Annotated in this window: 12 protein-coding genes, 2 tRNA genes and 1 riboswitch; of the genes, 5 read left to right on the top strand and 9 right to left on the bottom strand. The window is 64.5% G+C overall.

From position 1 onward, the window contains the following. Positions 1 to 48: 48 nt before the first annotated feature. The 3 genes from nrdR to KW832_RS13450 all read right to left on the bottom strand — a co-directional run bounded on the left by nrdR (position 49) and on the right by KW832_RS13450 (position 2,883). A complete protein-coding gene (gene nrdR, locus KW832_RS13460; protein ID WP_055394770.1) occupies positions 49 to 498 on the bottom strand; it encodes a transcriptional regulator NrdR in 450 nt (149 codons plus the stop codon). Positions 499 to 515: 17 nt separating this feature from the next. After that, positions 516 to 1,760, bottom strand: coding sequence for a serine hydroxymethyltransferase (gene glyA / locus KW832_RS13455; protein ID WP_121420559.1), 1,245 nt, complete (start codon positions 1,758 to 1,760; stop codon positions 516 to 518). A gap of 35 nt (positions 1,761 to 1,795) precedes the next feature. Continuing rightward, positions 1,796 to 1,950: riboswitch (ZMP/ZTP riboswitch) on the bottom strand. 93 nt (positions 1,951 to 2,043) lie between these two features. After that, positions 2,044 to 2,883, bottom strand: coding sequence for a lytic transglycosylase domain-containing protein (locus KW832_RS13450; RefSeq protein ID WP_055394774.1), 840 nt, complete (start codon positions 2,881 to 2,883; stop codon positions 2,044 to 2,046). A gap of 922 nt (positions 2,884 to 3,805) precedes the next feature. Here KW832_RS13450 and KW832_RS13445 point away from each other — a divergent pair. Next, a complete protein-coding gene (locus tag KW832_RS13445) occupies positions 3,806 to 6,562 on the top strand; it encodes a DUF349 domain-containing protein (RefSeq protein ID WP_218300327.1) in 2,757 nt (918 codons plus the stop codon). Positions 6,563 to 6,713: 151 nt separating this feature from the next. On the opposite strand, the gene KW832_RS13440 is transcribed toward KW832_RS13445, so the two are convergent. Beyond that, a tRNA-Leu gene (locus KW832_RS13440) sits at positions 6,714 to 6,798 on the bottom strand. Positions 6,799 to 6,984: 186 nt separating this feature from the next. Beyond that, a tRNA-Leu gene (locus KW832_RS13435) sits at positions 6,985 to 7,069 on the bottom strand. Positions 7,070 to 7,088: 19 nt separating this feature from the next. Between KW832_RS13435 and rnr the strand changes: the two genes are divergently transcribed. Then, positions 7,089 to 9,416 (top strand): ribonuclease R, encoded by a 2,328-nt coding sequence (gene rnr, locus KW832_RS13430; RefSeq protein ID WP_055394778.1) that lies wholly within the window; start codon positions 7,089 to 7,091, stop codon positions 9,414 to 9,416. Positions 9,417 to 9,509: 93 nt separating this feature from the next. On the opposite strand, the gene KW832_RS13425 is transcribed toward rnr, so the two are convergent. Continuing rightward, positions 9,510 to 10,502, bottom strand: a complete 993-nt coding sequence (locus KW832_RS13425) for an alpha/beta fold hydrolase (RefSeq protein WP_218300323.1) — start codon at positions 10,500 to 10,502, stop codon at positions 9,510 to 9,512. A 130-nt stretch (positions 10,503 to 10,632) separates the two neighbouring features. On the opposite strand from KW832_RS13425, the gene KW832_RS13420 reads away from it, so the two are divergent. Beyond that, on the top strand, positions 10,633 to 11,373 hold the full coding sequence (locus tag KW832_RS13420; RefSeq protein WP_218300322.1) for an AraC family transcriptional regulator: 741 nt from the start codon (positions 10,633 to 10,635) through the stop codon (positions 11,371 to 11,373). Positions 11,374 to 11,376: 3 nt separating this feature from the next. Here KW832_RS13420 and KW832_RS13415 read toward each other — a convergent pair whose 3' ends face one another. The 3 genes from KW832_RS13415 to KW832_RS13405 form a co-directional block, all read right to left on the bottom strand. Further along, positions 11,377 to 12,918: an NAD(P)H-hydrate dehydratase gene (locus KW832_RS13415; protein ID WP_218300320.1), complete on the bottom strand. Its 1,542-nt coding sequence runs from the start codon at positions 12,916 to 12,918 to the stop codon at positions 11,377 to 11,379. Positions 12,919 to 13,004: 86 nt separating this feature from the next. Further along, complete coding sequence (locus KW832_RS13410; RefSeq protein ID WP_218300319.1) at positions 13,005 to 14,237, bottom strand: FAD-dependent oxidoreductase; 1,233 nt, start codon at positions 14,235 to 14,237, stop codon at positions 13,005 to 13,007. Between the two features lie 52 nt (positions 14,238 to 14,289). Next, complete coding sequence (locus KW832_RS13405) at positions 14,290 to 15,645, bottom strand: amidase (protein ID WP_218300318.1); 1,356 nt, start codon at positions 15,643 to 15,645, stop codon at positions 14,290 to 14,292. Between the two features lie 187 nt (positions 15,646 to 15,832). Here KW832_RS13405 and rpsB point away from each other — a divergent pair, with 187 nt between their 5' ends. Together rpsB and tsf are read left to right on the top strand one after the other, a co-directional pair. Then, positions 15,833 to 16,585 (top strand): 30S ribosomal protein S2, encoded by a 753-nt coding sequence (gene rpsB, locus KW832_RS13400; protein ID WP_055398248.1) that lies wholly within the window; start codon positions 15,833 to 15,835, stop codon positions 16,583 to 16,585. A 115-nt stretch (positions 16,586 to 16,700) separates the two neighbouring features. Further along, positions 16,701 to 17,627 (top strand): translation elongation factor Ts, encoded by a 927-nt coding sequence (gene tsf, locus KW832_RS13395; protein WP_121505962.1) that lies wholly within the window; start codon positions 16,701 to 16,703, stop codon positions 17,625 to 17,627. Positions 17,628 to 17,647: the final 20 nt, after the last annotated feature.

Raw genomic sequence — 17,647 nt, 5'->3', positions numbered from 1 at the left:
CATCCGGCCCTGTAGCCAGCACCGGTGCAGACAGCAATACGGAGGCTGCTACTTGCGCACTTCGTCAACCATGGCGCGGAAGTCGTCGATGTCTTCAAAGCTGCGGTACACGCTGGCAAAGCGGATGTAGGCCACCTTGTCGAGCTTCTTGAGCTCGCGCATCACCAGCTCACCAATGCGGCTGGAGATCACCTCGCGCTGCCCCAGGTTGAGCAGCTTTTCCTCGATGCGCTCGATGGCGCTGTCGATCTGGTCGGTGCTCACGGGGCGCTTGCGCAAAGCCAGGTTGAACGAGGCGAGCAGCTTGCCCCGGTCGTATTCAATGCGGCGCCCGTCCTTCTTGACGATGGCCGGGAAGTTCACTTCCGGCCGCTCGTAGGTGGTAAAGCGCTTGTCGCACGCGCCGCACTGGCGGCGGCGGCGGATGAAGACCCCATCCTCAGACACCCGCGTTTCAACGACTTGCGTCTCGAGGTGGCTGCAGAAGGGGCACTTCATGGTTTTCGGCTGTGGATTTAGCCGTAGACGGGGAAGCGGGCGGTCAGGGCATTGACCTTGGCGCGCACCGCAGCGATGTTGGCTTCGTCGCGCGGGTTGTCCAGCACGTCGGCGATCAGATTGGCCGTGATGCGGGCCTCTTCTTCCTTGAAGCCGCGCGTGGTCATGGCAGGGGTGCCAATGCGCACGCCGCTGGTCACCATCGGCTTTTCAGGGTCGTTGGGGATCGCGTTCTTGTTGATGGTCATGTGGGCGGCGCCCAGCACGGCCTCGGCTTCCTTGCCGGTGATGCCCTTGGCGCGCAGGTCCACCAGCATCACGTGGCTTTGCGTGCCGCCGCTCACGATGCGCAGGCCGCGTGCGGTCAGCGTCTCTGCCACCACCTTGGCGTTCTTCGCTACTTGCTCCTGGTAGGCCTTGAACTCGGGTTGCAGAGCTTCCTTGAAGGCCACGGCCTTGGCGGCGATCACGTGCATCAGCGGGCCGCCTTGCAGGCCGGGGAAGATGGCGCTGTTGATAGCCTTTTCGTGCTGGGCCTTCATCAGGATGATGCCGCCACGGGGGCCGCGCAGGCTCTTGTGGGTGGTGGAGGTGACCACGTCGGCGTGGGGCACGGGGTTGGGGTACACGCCAGCTGCGATCAAGCCAGCGTAGTGGGCCATGTCCACCATGAAGATCGCACCCACGTCCTTGGCCACCTTGGCAAAGCGCGCAAAGTCGATGTGCAGGCTGTAGGCCGATGCACCGGCGATGATGAGCTTGGGCTTGGTCTCGTGGGCCTTCTTTTCCATCGCTTCATAGTCGATGGCTTCGTTGGCGTCCAGGCCGTAGGAGACCACGTTGAACCACTTGCCCGACATGTTCAGCGGCATGCCATGTGTCAGGTGGCCGCCTTCGGCCAGGCTCATGCCCATGATGGTGTCGCCGGGCTTGAGGAAGGCCAGGAACACCGCCTCGTTGGCAGAGGCGCCGCAGTGGGGCTGCACGTTGGCGGCTTCGGCGCCGAAGATCTGCTTGACGCGGTCGATGGCCAGTTGCTCGGCCACGTCCACATGCTCGCAGCCACCGTAGTAGCGCTTGCCGGGGTAGCCTTCGGCGTATTTGTTGGTCAGCTGCGTGCCCTGCGCCCACATCACGGCGGGGGAGGCATAGTTCTCGCTGGCGATCAGCTCGATGTGGTGCTCTTGCCGGGCGTTTTCAGCCTGGATGGCGGCAAACAGTTCGGGGTCGGTTTGTTCGACAAGAATATTGCGGTCGTACATGATTGGCAGTCCTATGAACTTGTGTCCCTTGAAACAAGGGCTGCCCAGGCGAACGGCTGAACGCAGAAGGGATAAACCCCGTGCGGCACGCTTCCCAGTGGTTCACAAGAGGCAGGCCCTTGTCGGTTTCCACGTCAGCGGCAGCACCCTGTGTGGGATGCCGCGCCTATCGCCAGTCGCGTACCTCGCTAGTGTAGCTGACGTGACGCGCGCAAAGGTGCCAGGGAAATGGGAGGCGGTGTGTCCGAGGGATGTTTCTACCCCCAGGGGCTCGCGAACCTTGTCAGAGCCCGGAGAGCAGGGCCACTTTGTCACCGCTGGCGGCAGGCGTTGCGGGCGGTGCGGCCACCGGGATCACCTGTGCGGGAGCCTGGGTAGAGAGGTTGGGTGGTGGCGTGGTGGGCATGGCCCGGCCACCGGCGACCTGGCGCAGCCGGAAATGCTCGGCCATCACCTTGGCCGCATAGCCGCCATCGTCGGCAAGGTTGCCTGCGCCGACATAAAAGCGCAGCCCGCCCTCCACCGAACCGGCGCGCGCAATGCACTCCTGCAGAACCTTCACGCCCACACGCAGATTGCTCACGGGGTCAAAGGCAGCAAAGTGCCCGCCAAAGTTCTGGTACTTGTCGGTGTGCACATTGGTCATCACCTGCATCAGCCCCTGAGCGCCAACGGCGCTTTGTGCAAATGGGTTGAAGCTCGACTCGATGGCCATGATGGCAAGGATCAGCGTCGGGTCGATCTTGGACTTTGCGCCAATTTCATAGGCCTCGGCCACCAGCACGCTCAGCGGCTCAGGGGCCACACGGTACTTCTTGCTGAGCCAGAAGGCGACGGCAGCCTGCTCTTTGGGCAGGTCCTTGGGGTTGCCCGCCGTGGCGCGCTCACTGGCTTCTGGTTCGATGGGCATGCCAAGCACTTCCACTTGACGGGCCTGCAGCCAGTTCATCAACTGTGCTTCACCAGCCTGGCGCAAGTCCGGGCGGGCCGTGAGGGTGATCACGACGAAGGCGACAGCAAGACCGATGAGGGCAAAGCTGTTGTGGGTGATTTCAAGAAAACCTTCGGTCACGTCGGCCACGAAGGTCCGCACGCCGGAGACTATTTTTCCTGACGCTGTCATAGCTCTTCCTTTCTGAGGCGCCACAGTGAGCCGGGCAGTCGTCGGGGACTGTCTCGTCTCGGCGGATCGCCTGGATTGGTACGCCATCAAGTGAGGCCGCACGTCTTTGGTGTGCTTGGGGCCTGCTTTGACTTAGCCGGGTTCGGCAGCGAGGTTGGGGTTTTTACTAGCCCGTTTTGGGGCTGGCGGATTCTAGAAGTTCACTAAATGCTTAGTCAATACTAACATTTTGATTTTTAAGATCATTAAGTCATAAAAAACATGTAAAAAATCACAGGTTTTAGGGGGTGTGCGCCGACTTGGCGCTTGGGACTTTGCGAGCTGTTGTTACGTGCGTATGTCAAATTCAATCGCCGGTCTTTTCGCCATTGAGAATCCAGTTTGAGTTGCGGCGGCGCCTTTGGTAAGGTTGCGTTGCCTGTAGATTTCAGGCATCGCCAGACGAAGCCAAGTCTCCCTCCGAGGGCATTCAGTGTCCTGGTGCAGCAGATGCGGCTTCTACGGCAAACCCCTGGAGGCAATACCTTGCCTCCTCGCCATGTGGACCTTCATCTCCGCATCGCGACCGATGGCAAAGACCGTTGTGTCAGCCGTCAAGCCCGGCAGGCAGGCCTTGAGGCCCTGTCTGCCGGGCTTTCTTGTTTGTGGCGTGGCGTGCTTTTGGGCTCTTGGCCCTTATATATAGATAATGGGGGCTGTTCCCTAGAGCGGCGGCACCCTTGCAGGGCCGCAGCATGTCAGCCCGTCTGGCAAAGCCTTGTGCCAGATCACCCCCCAGGGCTTGGCACACCGCCATGCTGCGGCCTGTTTGCCAAACCCGGTGAAAATAGCCGCTTTGTTGCCCTGGCGCGCGTGCAGCGCAGTTGCCGGGGCAGGCCTTCAGGCAGTGCGCCCGGGGCCGCCTTTGTTATCCATTGGATCCATGTTTCCATTTTTTTCCCGCAGCAAAATGTCCGACGCACCTGAAGTGAATCCGGCCCCGGCCAAAACCCATGAGCCGCATCCGCTTGATGCGCTGACCGGTGGCGCTTTTTCTGCCGCTACCTCAGGCGAGCGCGCCTCCCGCATTCGTGACTGGCTGGCTACCCAGCCAGACCACGAGCAGTTGCAGGAGGTTTTCAAAGAGTTGAGCGGGCGTGACAAGGGCGCCGCGCGCGCGGTGCGTGAGCGCCTCGATGAAATCCGCCGCGCCAAGGGCCAGGAGGTCATTGCCGCCGAGTGGGCTGAAAAAGCGCAGGTGCTGCTTGCAGCCCCTAAGCTCAACATTGCCGATGCCCTGGCATGGCAGCGTGATGCCGCCAAGGCGGGCGCACCGCTGTCCCGCGAGCCCTTGTCTGTGCTCAAGGTACAGGTCGCGGATCGCGTGAAGGTGATCGAGGATCTGCAGCACCGCGTTCAGGTGCAGCGTGAGGCGGCTGTGCTGCTGGCCCAGCGCATCGAAGTGCTTTCCACCAAGTCCTGGCGTGACGCTCAGGCGGCGCTGGAGCTGTTGCGTGCCGATGTGGCCCGCTGGCAAGAACAGGCGCAGGAGTTGACTGGCGATGCCAGCTGGGCCAGTGTGGAGGCACGTTTCCCCCCCTTGCTCGATGCGTCGCGCACCCAGCTGCTGGTGGTGTGGGAGGCATTCCAGCCCGCTTTGGCCCAGGCTGTGGCGGCCGCCGAAGATGTCAATGCACCGCTGCCGCCAGTGCCCGTCTGGGCGGATGAGCTGCGTACCGCGCGCGGCCTGCCCACGGAGGCTGCTGCTGCCGCTGCGGCCGCCAAGCCTGCGCGTGTTGCCAAGCCCAAAGTCGCGCCGGAAGTGATTGAAAAGGCTGCGCATAGTGTGCGGGAGGCCTTGGCGGTCCTCGAAAAGGAAACTGCCGAGGGTCATGGGAAGGCCAGTGCCGGGGCTGCAGCCGCGCTGCGCGCCGTGCTCAAGGTGCATGGCAAACACATCGATAGCGCCCTTGAGCAGCAGGTGCATACGGCCCTGGTGGCGGCTGGTGAGCTGGAAGGCTGGCAACGCTGGAGCGCAGACCAGGTGCGCGAAGACCTGGTGGCCAAGGCTGAGGCCTTGCTCAACCGCCCTGAGGGCCAGGCCCTGGGCGGCCGCAAGATGCAGGAAACCCTGCGCAACCTGCGCGAGCAGTGGAAACAGGCAGACCAGGGCGGGGCTCCCAACCACAGCCTGTGGAAGAAATTCGACGAAGCCTGCAACGCTGCGCACAAGGTGGTGGAGGCGTGGCTTGACAAGATCCGCACCGAAGCCGCTGAGCACAAGGCCCAGCGCCTGGCGCTGATCGAAGAGGTCAAGGCGTGGGCGCAGGAACATGCCAACTCTGGCGACTGGAAAGCCATCAACCGTGCCCTCCACCAGTTTGGTGATCGCTGGCGCGAAGGCGGCCATGTGGGCGAGAAGCTGTTTGCGGAACTGCAACCCCTTTGGAAGCAGGCGATTTCCATGGCAGCTGCTCCTCTGGAAGCTGCACAGAAGGAAAGCCTGGCCCGCCGCCATGCAATGATTGATGAGGCCATGGCCCTTGGTGCGGCGCCCACTTTGCGCATCGATGCTGTCAAGGCGCTGCAGCAGCGCTGGCAGGCTGAGGCGCAAACCGTGCCCTTGGACCGCAAGCACGAGCAGAAGCTGTGGGATGCGTTTCGCAAACCCATCGATGAAGCCTTCAACCGCAAGTCGGCAGACCGCGAGCGCGCGGTGACCGAATTGAGCGCACGCGATCGCGTGGTGCTGGAGGCTTCCAAGGCCCTGGAGGCTGCCAATGCCAGCGGTGATGCGCAGCAGATTCGCGCGGCCATGCAGGCGCTGGAAGCTGCACTGCGCGGTCAGGCCCAGGCGGCAGAAGCTGTGGCCACGGCGCAAAAGGATGCTCAGGCGCATTCAGAGGCGCAGGCAGGCGCTCTCCCGGTTGCTACCGAGGGTGGCGCCGGTGAATCTGCCGAAACCCCCGATGGTGGTGAAGTTGCCGAGGTTGCCACTCCAGCGCCCGCAGCATCTAAGCCTGCTGCCCGGCCTGTGGTGGCAGTGCGCGGTGACGACCGCCCAGGCATGAAGAAGGATGCGCCTGCGGCCCCTGGCCGTGGTGCGCGTCCAGGCGACCGCCGCGATGGTCGTCCGGGTGATCGCGATGGCGCCCGTGGCCCGCGTGGCGATGGCCGCATGGGCGACCGTGCTGACCGTGGCGGCCGTTTTGGCGAGCGCCCTGCGTTCGAGGACCGCGGCCCCCGCCTGGGTGACACCGCGTTCCGCGCCCAGCGCGAAGCCATGGAGCATGCCCAGCTGGCCTTGAAGAAGCTGGCGGCTCAGGCCCACGGCGAGGCGCTGACCCAGTTGTTGACGGCCTGGGAGAAGCGCGATGCAGCGCTGGTGCCCGGCACGCAAGATCTGGGTTCGGGTGTGACGGCATCGGTGCGCAGCGCATGGACGCAAGCGCTGACGGCTGCCCCCAAGGGTGATGCGGCAGAAGCGCTGCTGCGCCTGGAGATGGCGGCTGAGGCACCCACTCCGGCGGAGCACATCGCTGCCCGTCGCATGCTGCAGTTGCAGCTGCTGACGCGCCGCAATGATCCTGCGCCTGCACAGACCTGGGGGCAGGATGTGGCGCGCGTGCTGGCCAGCTCCAGCGATGCAGGCAGCGCACGCCGTTTGCAGAACGTGCTGAAAACACTGCTGCGCAAGTGACGTGATGTGACGGGTGGGCATGTGCACTGCGGTGTGTGTGTGCCCACAGCGCTTACCGCAACACGCAAGACGAGATCGCTGGTGGTCTCGTTTTTCTTTGGCGGCCAGAAAACAAAAAAGCCGTTGCAACTGCAACGGCTTTTAATGTGTTTGGTGCCCAGGAGAGGACTCGAACCTCCACGATGTTACTCGCTAGTACCTGAAACTAGTGCGTCTACCAATTCCGCCACCTGGGCTTTCAGATCAGCCTCGAATTATAGGACAAGAAACTCAGGCTTCTGGAGAGTTTTCAAAAAAATGTACCGTCGGTTCAAAATTCTTTGGCCGCAACAGAAGGTGCAAAACGTATCGGCAAATAAAAAAGCCGCTGTGTGTACAGCGGCTTCGATATTTTGAAAACCATCGCTGGTTCTCGTTAAACTTGGTGCCCAGGAGAGGACTCGAACCTCCACGATGTTACTCGCTAGTACCTGAAACTAGTGCGTCTACCAATTCCGCCACCTGGGCATTTCAGGAAAGTCTAAGATTGTATATCAAAAAAACCACCCCCGGCACGCAGTCCACGCATTTGTCGGACGAGATTGAAGGCAGCGTGCAAGGGCACCGTGATGGACACGGTTTTGTCATCCGTGACGATGGCGAAGGCGACATCTATATCCCCCCGAACGAAATGCGCGCAGTCTTGCACAAGGACCGTGTGCGCGTGCGCATCGTGCGCCAGGACCGCCGTGGCCGCCCCGAAGGGCGCGTCGTTGAAATCATTGAGCGTCCGCCCCAGCCCATCATTGGCCGACTGCTGCAGGAAAGCGGCGTGTGGCTGGTGGCCCCCGAAGACAAGCGCTACGGTCAGGATGTACTGATCCCCAAAGGCGCCACGGGCGCCGCGAAGCCCGGGCAGGTCGTGGTGGTCGAGCTGACCGAACCGCCCGCGCTGTTCGGCCAGCCCGTGGGACGCATCACCGAAGTGCTCGGTGAAGTGGACGATCCTGGCATGGAGATCGAGATCGCGGTGCGCAAGTACGGCGTGCCACACGAGTTCTCGGCAGAGTGCCTGGCCCAAGCCAAGGAGTTGCCCGACAAGGTACGCGCGCAGGACAAGAAGCGCCGCGTGGACCTGACCGACGTGCCCCTGGTCACCATCGACGGCGAAGATGCGCGCGACTTCGACGATGCCGTGTACTGCGAGCCCGCCAAGGTCGGCCGCAGCAAGGGCTGGCGCCTGCTGGTGGCGATTGCCGACGTGAGCCACTATGTGGAGACGGGCAGTGCCATCGACATCGATGCCTACGACCGCGCCACCAGCGTGTACTTCCCGCGCCGCGTGATCCCCATGCTGCCCGAGAAGCTCAGCAATGGGCTCTGTTCCCTGAACCCCGAGGTAGAGCGCCTGTGCATGGTCTGCGACATGCTGGTCACCGCCAAGGGCGAGGTGCATGCCTACCAGTTCTACCCGGCCGTGATGTTCAGCCATGCGCGCTTCACGTACACCGAAGTGGCGGCCATCCTGGCCAACACGCGCGGCCCCGAGGCCAGCAAGCGCAAGGACCGCGTGAAGGACCTGCTCAACCTGCATGACGTGTACCGCGCGCTGCTCATCGCGCGCCAGGCGCGCGGCGCGGTGGACTTCGAGACCACCGAAACACAGATCGTCTGCGACGAAAACGGCCGCATCGAGAAGATCGTGCCGCGCACCCGTAACGATGCGCACAAGCTCATCGAGGAGGCCATGCTGGCCGCCAACGTGTGCAGCGCTGACTTTATCGCCCAGGGCGGACAGCCCGGCTTGTTCCGGGTGCACGAAGGCCCCACGCCCGAGAAGCAGGAGATCCTGCGCAACTACCTCAAGGCCATGGCTGTGGGCATGACGATCGGCGACGACCCGAAACCCGGTGACTTCCAGGCCATCGCCACGGCAACCAAGGACCGGCCCGACGCTCAGCAGATCCACACCATGCTGCTGCGCTCCATGCAGCAGGCCATCTACACGCCCGTCAACAGTGGTCACTTTGGCCTGGCGTTCGATGCCTACACGCATTTCACCAGCCCGATCCGGCGCTACCCCGACCTGCTGGTGCACCGGGTCATCAAGGCCATTCTGAGCAAGACGAAGTACGCGCTGCCGTCCTTGCCTACACCCGGCGAAGCCCATGCCAAGCTGGCCAAGCGGTTGGCGGCCCGCGTGGCGGCGCCCGGCACCAAGCCCCGCAAGGATGTAGCACCGCCAAGCCGCGACACCCAGGCCTGGGAGGCCGCAGGCCTGCACTGCAGTGCCAACGAACGCCGTGCAGACGAGGCCAGCCGCGATGTGGAAGCCTGGCTCAAGTGCAAGTACATGCGCGAACACCTGGGCGAGGAATACAGCGGCGTGGTCAGCGCAGCAACGAGCTTCGGCATCTTCGTGACGCTGGACGCGATGTACGTCGAGGGGCTGGTGCACATCACCGAATTGGGCGGCGAATACTTCAAGTTCGACGAGGCGCGCCAGGAGCTGCGTGGTGAGCGCACAGGCATCCGCTACGCCATCGGCGCGCGGGTCCGGGTGCAGGTCAGCCGTGTGGACTTGGACGGACGCAAGATCGACTTCCGCCTGGTGCGCGAGGGCGAAGAGTTGCTGGGCCGCGCGTTGAAAGACAAGGGCCTGGGCACAGAAGGCGCTGGTGGCGCCCGCAAGGCGGGTGGCCGGTCCGGTGGACGCAAGTCCGACAAGGGCCCAACCCCATCTGCCACGGAGCAAGCGGGCCTTTCGCGTGAGCGGGCCGCGCGTTCACCGATCCAGTCTCTGAAAGCATCTGTCAAGAAGGCGGTTGCGGGAAAATCCAGCAAGAGCAAGGCGCGCAAGCCCCGCCGGGGCTGACACAAGCGGGGACGGCGTACAAAATCACGCTCAAGCTATTGCTCACTAATTAATAGCTGCTAACGCTTTATGGATAAGCGCTAGCAGCTATTTTTATTGGATTTTCGGGGTGGTCTCGCGCGGGGTCGTGGCCACAACGCCCAAGAAGCGGGCGTACCGCTGCGCCGTCTCTTTGGGCGCCTCCATCATGGGCAGGTGGCCAATGCCGGGCAGTGCTTCGGCATGGGCGTGGGGCAACAGCTTCTGCAAAGTTTGCAGTCCAGAGTGGTCGAACACGCGGTCGCTCTCGCCCCACAGGGCGAGGATGGGGTGGTGCTGCAACGTGCTCAGTCGTTGCTCCAGCAGGTAGCGGTCTTTGAGCTGCGCGTCCCACAGGCGCGTGTTGGAGGTGGCGTTGCGCAGCGCTTCTTGTTCAGACGCATGCAGGATGGGGTAGGGCAAAAAGGGGCGCTTTTCAAACACCAGATCCATCATGGCACCGAAGGCTGCGGCATCGTGGGTTACCAGCGGGCGTTGTCCGGTGTCGATGAGGCGGTCCATGGTGCTGGGCTGGGGCGAGCGAATGCCGTGGGGTGCGCCGATGAACGCCACGCTGGCCACGCGCTCGGGATGCTGCAAAGCAAAGAGAGCGGCGATGGTGCCGCCCATTGAGTTGCCCGCCAGATGCACTTTCGCAAGGCCGAGCGCGTCCAGAAACGCGGCCAGCCGCGTGACGTGGGCGGCGTAGTCGTAGGGCTGGTCGTCCCGCCGCGTGCTCTCGCCAAAGCCCGGGATATCTGGGGCAATCACCCGGTACTGGCCGGTGAGCGGTCGCGCAAAATCCACCCAATGATCTTTCTCCGCAAAAATGCCGTGCAGCAGAACGATGGGCGTGCCACTGCCGTGGCCCGGCGCGGGGTTTGGGGGCGTGCCGTTGTCCAGGTAGTGGATGGTGTGCATGGCCGCATCGGCGGTTTTTTCTTCCAGGCCGGACAGATGGCGATTGGCGCTGAGCAGCGGCTCTTTGAACAGCGAAGGTGCCCCGTAGTAGAGGCCGACCGTGCCCAGTACCAGAGCCGTTGCGACAGAAATAACGATGCGTTTCAAGAAGCGTTCTCCAAGGATATGGCTGCGTGCATGCTTGGGGCTGCTGCTTCAAGCGTCAACACACGCTCGGCCCCTGGCGGGAGAGGCAAGGCTACGGAGAACGCGGTAAAAAAGCTTGTAGGTTTGGGCTATGCCAGCACGCAACACACTGACCCTGGGCACTGACCGGGCGCTCTACGTCGGAGAGATCCCGGCCACGGGCTGGCACTGCCATGCGTCGCCGGTGCTTCTGATGGGGCTCTCGGGTCGGTTCGCGGTGCACTGGGGGGCAGGGCGTGTGGAGACCTGCCACAGCGCGCTGGTGGATGCGGGCGTGGAGCACCTGTTCGACCCTTGCGGCGAGACGGTTGCCCTGGTGTACCTGGAGCCCGATTCGGGCGAAGCACGGGGGTTGCGCGGTCTGTTCCGGCAAGAGGGTGGCGTGGTGCTGGATGTCGCAGTCTCCGTGGGCGCGCGCAGCGCCATGGAGCGTTATCTGCATCACTTCGACCTGCCCGCCTTGCTGCGTTGCCCGCTCGATAGCGAGGTGGCGCCGCTCGATCCTCGCGTCGTCCGCAGCCTGCACGTGCTGCGCCATCCGCAGGCGGGGCGGGTGGCACGGGGTGACCTGGCCTCGGGCGTCCAGCTTTCGGCATCGCGTTTCAACCACCTGTTTCGCGCCGAGATGGGCGTGAGCTTGCGCAGCTACCGCGTCTGGTCCCAGGTGCGGCTGGCGATGGCGGGGCTGGCGCTCAGCCCGCGCCTGACCGACGCGGCGCTACATGGCGAGTTTTCTGATTCGGCCCACTTCAGCCGCATGTTCCGGCAGACCTTTGGCATGACACCGTCGAGCGTGCTCAAGCCGCTCAAGACGGTGACCTTGCTGGCTTGAGGCTCAGCTTCCGCCCACGCGCCGCGCCAGCACACTGGCCGTCAGCGCCTGGCGCGCTGGCCAATCATCAGCCGCCTGGCCATGCTGGTACACCGCTTCACTCGCAGCGCGCAAGGCGCTGGCGCCGGCGGCCAGGTGGGCGCCCACCATGCCTGCCAGCACATCGCCCGTACCCGCCGTGGCCAGGCACGCATTGCCCGTGGGGTTGATGGCAGGGACGCGGTCGGGTGCGGCGATCACGGTGCCCGAGCCCTTGAGCACCGCCACGCAGTTGAACTGGTTGGCCAGCTGCTGCGCGGCCCCAAGCCGGTTGGCTTGGACTTCGGCGGTGGTCAGGCCCAGCAGGCGCGCAGCCTCCAGCGGGTGCGGTGTGAGCACCGTGGGTTGCCCGTGCTGTCCGCGTGCCACCACCAGCGCGTGCAGTGCGGCCTGGGTGGCGATGGTGTTGAGCGCGTCGGCATCCAGCACCAGTCGGGCTGCGCGGGTGATGACCTCGGGCAGCACGCGTGCGATGGCCTGCCCGCCGCCACAGCCGCAGACCACGGTGAGCTGTTCCAGTGCCAGCGCGTCAAAGCGGCGGAACATCAACTCCGGCTGCTGTGGGTCGAGTTGCTGCTGGCCGTTGTCAAGCAGGGCCACCAGCACACGGCCCGCGCCGCTGTGCAGAGCGGCCGAAGCGGCCAGCAGTGCGGCGCCCGCCATGCCCATACCCCGCGCCGCCAGTCCTTCGCCGCCCACCACAGCCACGTCGCCATAGCTGCCCTTGTGGCTGGCATGGGCGCGGGGGGCGGGCAGGGCGGGGCCGGAAAGCCAGGCGTTGGGCGGCTCGTGCCCGGGTTCTACGCCCAGATCATCCAGCCAGACCTGGCCTGCTGCGTCCCGCCCGGCGGCGGTGAACAGGCCGGGCTTGAGGGTGAGCAGACTCAGTGTGTGGCGTGGCGGGGGCGCTTGGTGGTGCAGGTGGTAGTGCTGGTGGGTTTGGGTGTCGGGCGCAAGGCCTGCAGCAAACTGGCCGGTGTCTGCGTCCAGCCCGCTGGGCAGGTCCACGGCCAGCACGGGGGCCGGGCTGCGGTGCAGGGCTTGCAGACAGGCCAGGAGCCTTGTGTCGGGCGGGCGTGCGGGGCTGTGGGGTGAAGAAGAGACGCCAATGCCCAGCAGCGCATCAATGCACAGGTCGTTGGCCCCCAGATCGCCGGGTGCGGTGTCTGCCCAGACCACGCCCGCATCCCGCGCCCGCTGCCACGAGGCCCTGGCATCGGTCGGGGCCGTATCGGGCTGGCCCAGCCAGGTCACGACCACTTTGCGGCCACTGCGCTGCAGGTGCATGGCAGCCTCCAGCCCGTCACCTCCGTTGTTCCCGGGCCCGCAGGCAATCCACACGGTGCGTGCGTGGGGTGCCAGCGCCTGGGCCAATTGCGCCACGGCCAGGCCGGCGCGTTGCATGAGGGTGTGCGGGGGCAGGGCGGCCGCCGCCGTTTCTTCCAGGCGGCGCGTGGCGGCTGTGTTGAACAGGGGATAAGGCTGGTGGGCGGTGATGCGGTGCATGGGCTGCAGGGGGCGAGGGCCGCTGCCAGCGGCAGCGTGCCTGCCATTGTGCGCCGCCGCCCTGTGACGTGAAAGCGCAGTCTGGCTTAGAACCGGCGCATGCCCAGCCCGTCCAGCGACACCTCGGGCTCGCGCTGCGCGATCAGGTCGGCCAGCGCCCGGGCGCTGCCGCAGGCCAGAGCCCAGCCACTTGCGCCGTGGCCGGTGTTGAGCCACAAGCCCGGCACGCCGCTGGCGCCCACCACCGGTGCTCCGTCGGGCAGCATGGTGCGGGCGCCGCGCCAGATCTGCAGGTTGGATGACAGCTGCGCGCCGCCGGGGAACCAGTCGTTCAGCGTGCGGTACAGGCGCTGCAGTGTGGGGGTGTGGTGCTCGGCATCGGCCCCGGCCAGTTCAGCGCCACCGGCAATGCGCACACGCTGGCCCAGGCGGGTGATGGATATCTGCTGACCCGCATCCACCACGCTGGCGCGCGGGGCGTGGGTGGATTCGCGCAGCGGGGCACTGACGGAGTAGCCATACACGGCCGCCATGGGCAGGTCCAGGCCCAGCGCAGGCAGCAGCGTGGCTGATGCCATGCCCGCGCACAGCACCACGGCATCAAAGCGGCGCAGGTCCGCTTCGCCTTGCAGCACCACGCCGGTGGGGCTGCTGCCCAGTCGGTCCACGCGGGTGTTGAACACAAACTGCACGCCACCGCCCTGAATACCTTGGCGCAGCAGCTGGGCAAACAGGCGGCAGTTGCCCGCGCGCGCGTCGGGCAAGTGGATGGCGCCTGCCAGCGGCGCCTCGGGCGACAGGCCGGGCTCTATCTGGCGGGCCACATCGGCGTCGATCTCGCGCAAAGTCACGCCGCTGTCGCGCAGCACCTGCAGTGCGGGCTGCAGGCGCGTGCGGTCTTCCTCAGTGCGCAGCAGCACCAGACGGCCATCGCTGGCTTCAAAATCCAGCTCGTGCTGGCTGGCGATGGATTGCAGGCGCGTCTGGCTGTACTGCGCCAGGCGCTCGACGGCTGTAGCCGGGGCGCTGTGGCTGCGGGCCATGCTGCGCCAGCGGCGCAACCAGGCCCAGTTGGCGAGGGTCAGGCCGCCTGCCATCCGCAGGGTGGCCTGTGCCCCCATCAGTCGCAGCGGCTGGCCAAAGCCCGGCACTGCCCAGGGGCTCAGCAGGTAGGGTGCGAGCAGTCCTGCAGTGGCAAAGCTGGCTTCCTCGGCGGCTGCGCTGCGTTGTTCGAACACCGTGACTTCGTGGCCGTCGCTGGCCAGCTCGTATGCGGTGGTGACGCCGATGATGCCGGCGCCCACGATAGCAATCTTCATGAATATGGGTGTTTTTGGCTTCTAGCGCTTGTTGTTAAAGCGCGAGTAGCTATTATTTTTGTAGTATTTGTTCGATCTGTAGGCTCACGTTGAGCACCGTGTCGTCCCTGAGCGCTCCGTGCCAGACCATCAGCCCGACCGGGAGTTCCCCTGGTACATGGCAAGGCAGCGACAGCGCACAGCCATCCAGCAGATTGACCACGCTGGTGTTGCGCAGCAGCAGGTTGTTGACGCGGAAGAACTCGGCGTCGCGGGCGGCATCCTGGACTTTGTCCAGTCCATCGGCCGGTGCGACATCGGCAATGAGCGGTGCCACGATGGGAACGGTGGGGGACAGCAGGGCGTCATAGCGCTCCATGTCGGAGAGCATGCGTGCAATCCATTGCTGGCGCGCCTGCACCAGGTCGATGTATTCCCAGGCCATCAGCGTGGCGCCTTTTTCAATGCGCATGCGCACCCGGGGGTCGTAGCCGTCGCCTGCGCGCTGCAGCAGCTCGCGGTGCCAGGCGTAGGCTTCGGGGGCGGCAAAACCATAGGCGGGCTGCTCCAGCACGGCGGGCAGGTCGATGGTGTCGATCTGGGCGCCGGCCTGGCGCAAGGCTTCCACGCTGCGCTCAAAGGCGCGCGCCACGGTGGCATCCAGCCCGTCGAGGAAGAGGGTGGACGGCACCGCCAGCCGGTACTGCGACAGCGGCGCCAGGCTGCGCGTCACGCGCCGGGCGGCCAGCACCTCGTGCGCCACGATGGCGTCGCGCACTGTGCGCGTCATGGCGCAGGCAGTGTCCAGGGTGGTGGACAGCGGCACGGCGCCAGCGGTAGGCACCAGCCGGGCTGTGTTCTTGAAGCCCACGATGCCGTTGAGCGCCGCAGGAATGCGGATGGAGCCGCCGGTGTCCGATCCCAGTCCAATGAACGCGGCGCCAGTGGCGATCGACACCCCGGCGCCGGACGAAGACCCGCCGGGCACCCGGGGTGCGCCGGGCACGGCGCCAAAACGGGCGTCCCAGGCAGCAGGCGTGCCGTAGTGGGGGTTGACGCCCACGCCCGAGAAAGCGAACTCCACCATGTTGGTGCGGCCAATCAGGCTGGCACCCGCTGCGCGCAGTCGGGCCACGGCCGGGCAGTCTTGAGCTGCTGCGGGAGCCCCCGCCAGCGCGGTGGAGCCCGCCGGGGTGGGTTGGCCGGCCACGTCAAACAGGTCCTTCACCGACACCGACAGCCCGGCCAGAGGCAACTGGGCTACGCCCGGTTGCACCGCTGTGGTGCGAGCCTCGTCGAACAGGGTTCGCACAAAGCTGTGGGTGTTGGAGGTGGCCTGGGCAGCGTCGATGCAGCGTTCCAGCTCGGCGGGCGCGGTAGTGGCGCCGTCCCGCAGTTGCTCACGGGTGGCGATCAGGTCAGAGAGCATGGGTGTGCTAGAATCTTTGGGTTTTGCTGGGAGCAGTAGCGCAGTGGTGCAAGGTTTGCACAACCAGCGTGGCCGCTGCGGCAAGACCAATCGCAAAGCAGCCCTGTCAAGGTGTTGCGGTGTTCGTGAAGATCACGGCACTGCAAATATTGGGGCTGATTTTAGACCTAACCTTTGGAGTATTTTTATGTCCGTTACCATGCGCGAAATGCTGGAAGCCGGTGTCCACTTCGGTCACCAAACCCGCTTCTGGAACCCCAAGATGGCCCCCTACATCTTCGGCCATCGCAACAAGATTCACATCATCAACCTGGAAAAGTCGCTGCCACTGTTCCAGGAAGCCCAAAAGTTCGCCAAGCAACTGGCTGCCAACCGCGGCACGATCCTGATGGTCGGCACGAAGCGCCAAGCCCGTGAAATCCTGGCCACCGAAGCGCAACGCGCTGGCGTGCCTTTCGTGGACCAGCGCTGGCTGGGCGGCATGCTGACGAACTTCAAGACCGTGAAGACCTCGATCAAGCGCCTCAAGGACATGAAGGCCCAGCAAGAAGCTGGCCTCGACAGCCTGAGCAAGAAGGAGCAACTGACGTTCTCCCGCGAAATCGAGAAGCTCGAAAAGGATATCGGCGGCATTCAGGACATGGCTGCTCTGCCCGATGCCATCTTCATCATCGATGTGGGCTTCCACAAGATCGCCGTTGCCGAAGCCAAGAAGCTGGGCATCCCGCTGATCGGTGTGGTCGATACCAACCACTCGCCTGAAGGCATCGACTACGTGATCCCTGGCAACGACGACTCGGCCAAGGCTGTGACGCTGTACGCCCGTGGCATCGCTGACGCGATCATCGAAGGCCGTGCCAACGCCGTGAATGAAGTCGTGAAGGCTGCTACTGCAGAGAGCACCGACGAATTCGTGGAAGTGCAAGAAGCCGCTGCCTGATAGCCCGGCTGCGCGATCCGTCGCGAACAAAAGCGGGGCCCCTGGTGAGCCCCCTTTTTTTTAGCCCGAATCTGAACTGACTGAACTGACTGAACTGAACACTGAAGGAACAAAGATGGCTGCAATTACCGCAAGCATGGTTGCTGAACTGCGTGGCAAGACCGACGCTCCGATGATGGAATGCAAGAAGGCGCTGACGGAAGCCGACGGCGACATGGCCAAGGCTGAAGAGCTGCTGCGCGTCAAGCTGGGCACCAAGGCTGGCAAGGCTGCATCGCGTATCACGGCTGAAGGCGTGGTCGCCAGCTACATCGACGGCACCACCGGTGCCTTGGTGGAAGTCAACAGCGAAACCGACTTTGTCTCCAAGAACGACAGCTTCATCGCCATGGCCAACGCTGCTGCCAAGCTGGTGGCTGAACACAACCCCGCCACCGTCGAAGCCTTGGGCGCGCTGCCCTATAGCCAAGACAGCTTCGGCCCCACGCTGGAAGACGTGCGCAAGGGCCTGATCGGCAAGATCGGCGAGAACATGTCCTTCCGCCGCTTCAAGCGCTTCAGCGGCTCCAACCTGGCCGCCTACCTGCACGGTTCGCGCATCGGCGTGGTGGTGGAGTTCGAAGGCGACGCTGCAGCAGCCAAGGACGTGGCCATGCACGTGGCCGCCATGAAGCCCGTGGCCCTGACCAGCGCCGACGTGCCTGCAGATCTGATCGCCAAGGAGCGCTCGGTCGCCGAAGGCAAGGCCGACGAAGCCAACAAGGAACTCGTGGCTGCTGGCAAGCCTGCACAAAGCGCTGAAATCACGGCCAAGCGCATCGACGGCGCGGTGCAGAAGTACCTCAAGGAAGTCTCGCTGGCCGACCAGGTCTTCGTGAAGGCTGCCGACGGCAAGCAAACCGTGGCCCAGATGCTCAAGGCTGCCAACACCAACGTGAAGGGCTTTACCCTGTACGTGGTGGGCGAAGGCATTGAGAAGAAGGTGGACGACTTTGCTGCCGAAGTGGCTGCCCAGGTGGCTGCTGCCAAGGCTGCTGCCTGATCGTTCCCTGTAACCACCCC

The organism is Acidovorax sp. sif0632, from assembly GCF_019218805.1.
Lineage (GTDB): Bacteria > Pseudomonadota > Gammaproteobacteria > Burkholderiales > Burkholderiaceae_C > Acidovorax > Acidovorax facilis.
Note: the sequence above shows the minus strand (reverse complement) of the source record. Positions and strands in the feature narration are given on the sequence as shown.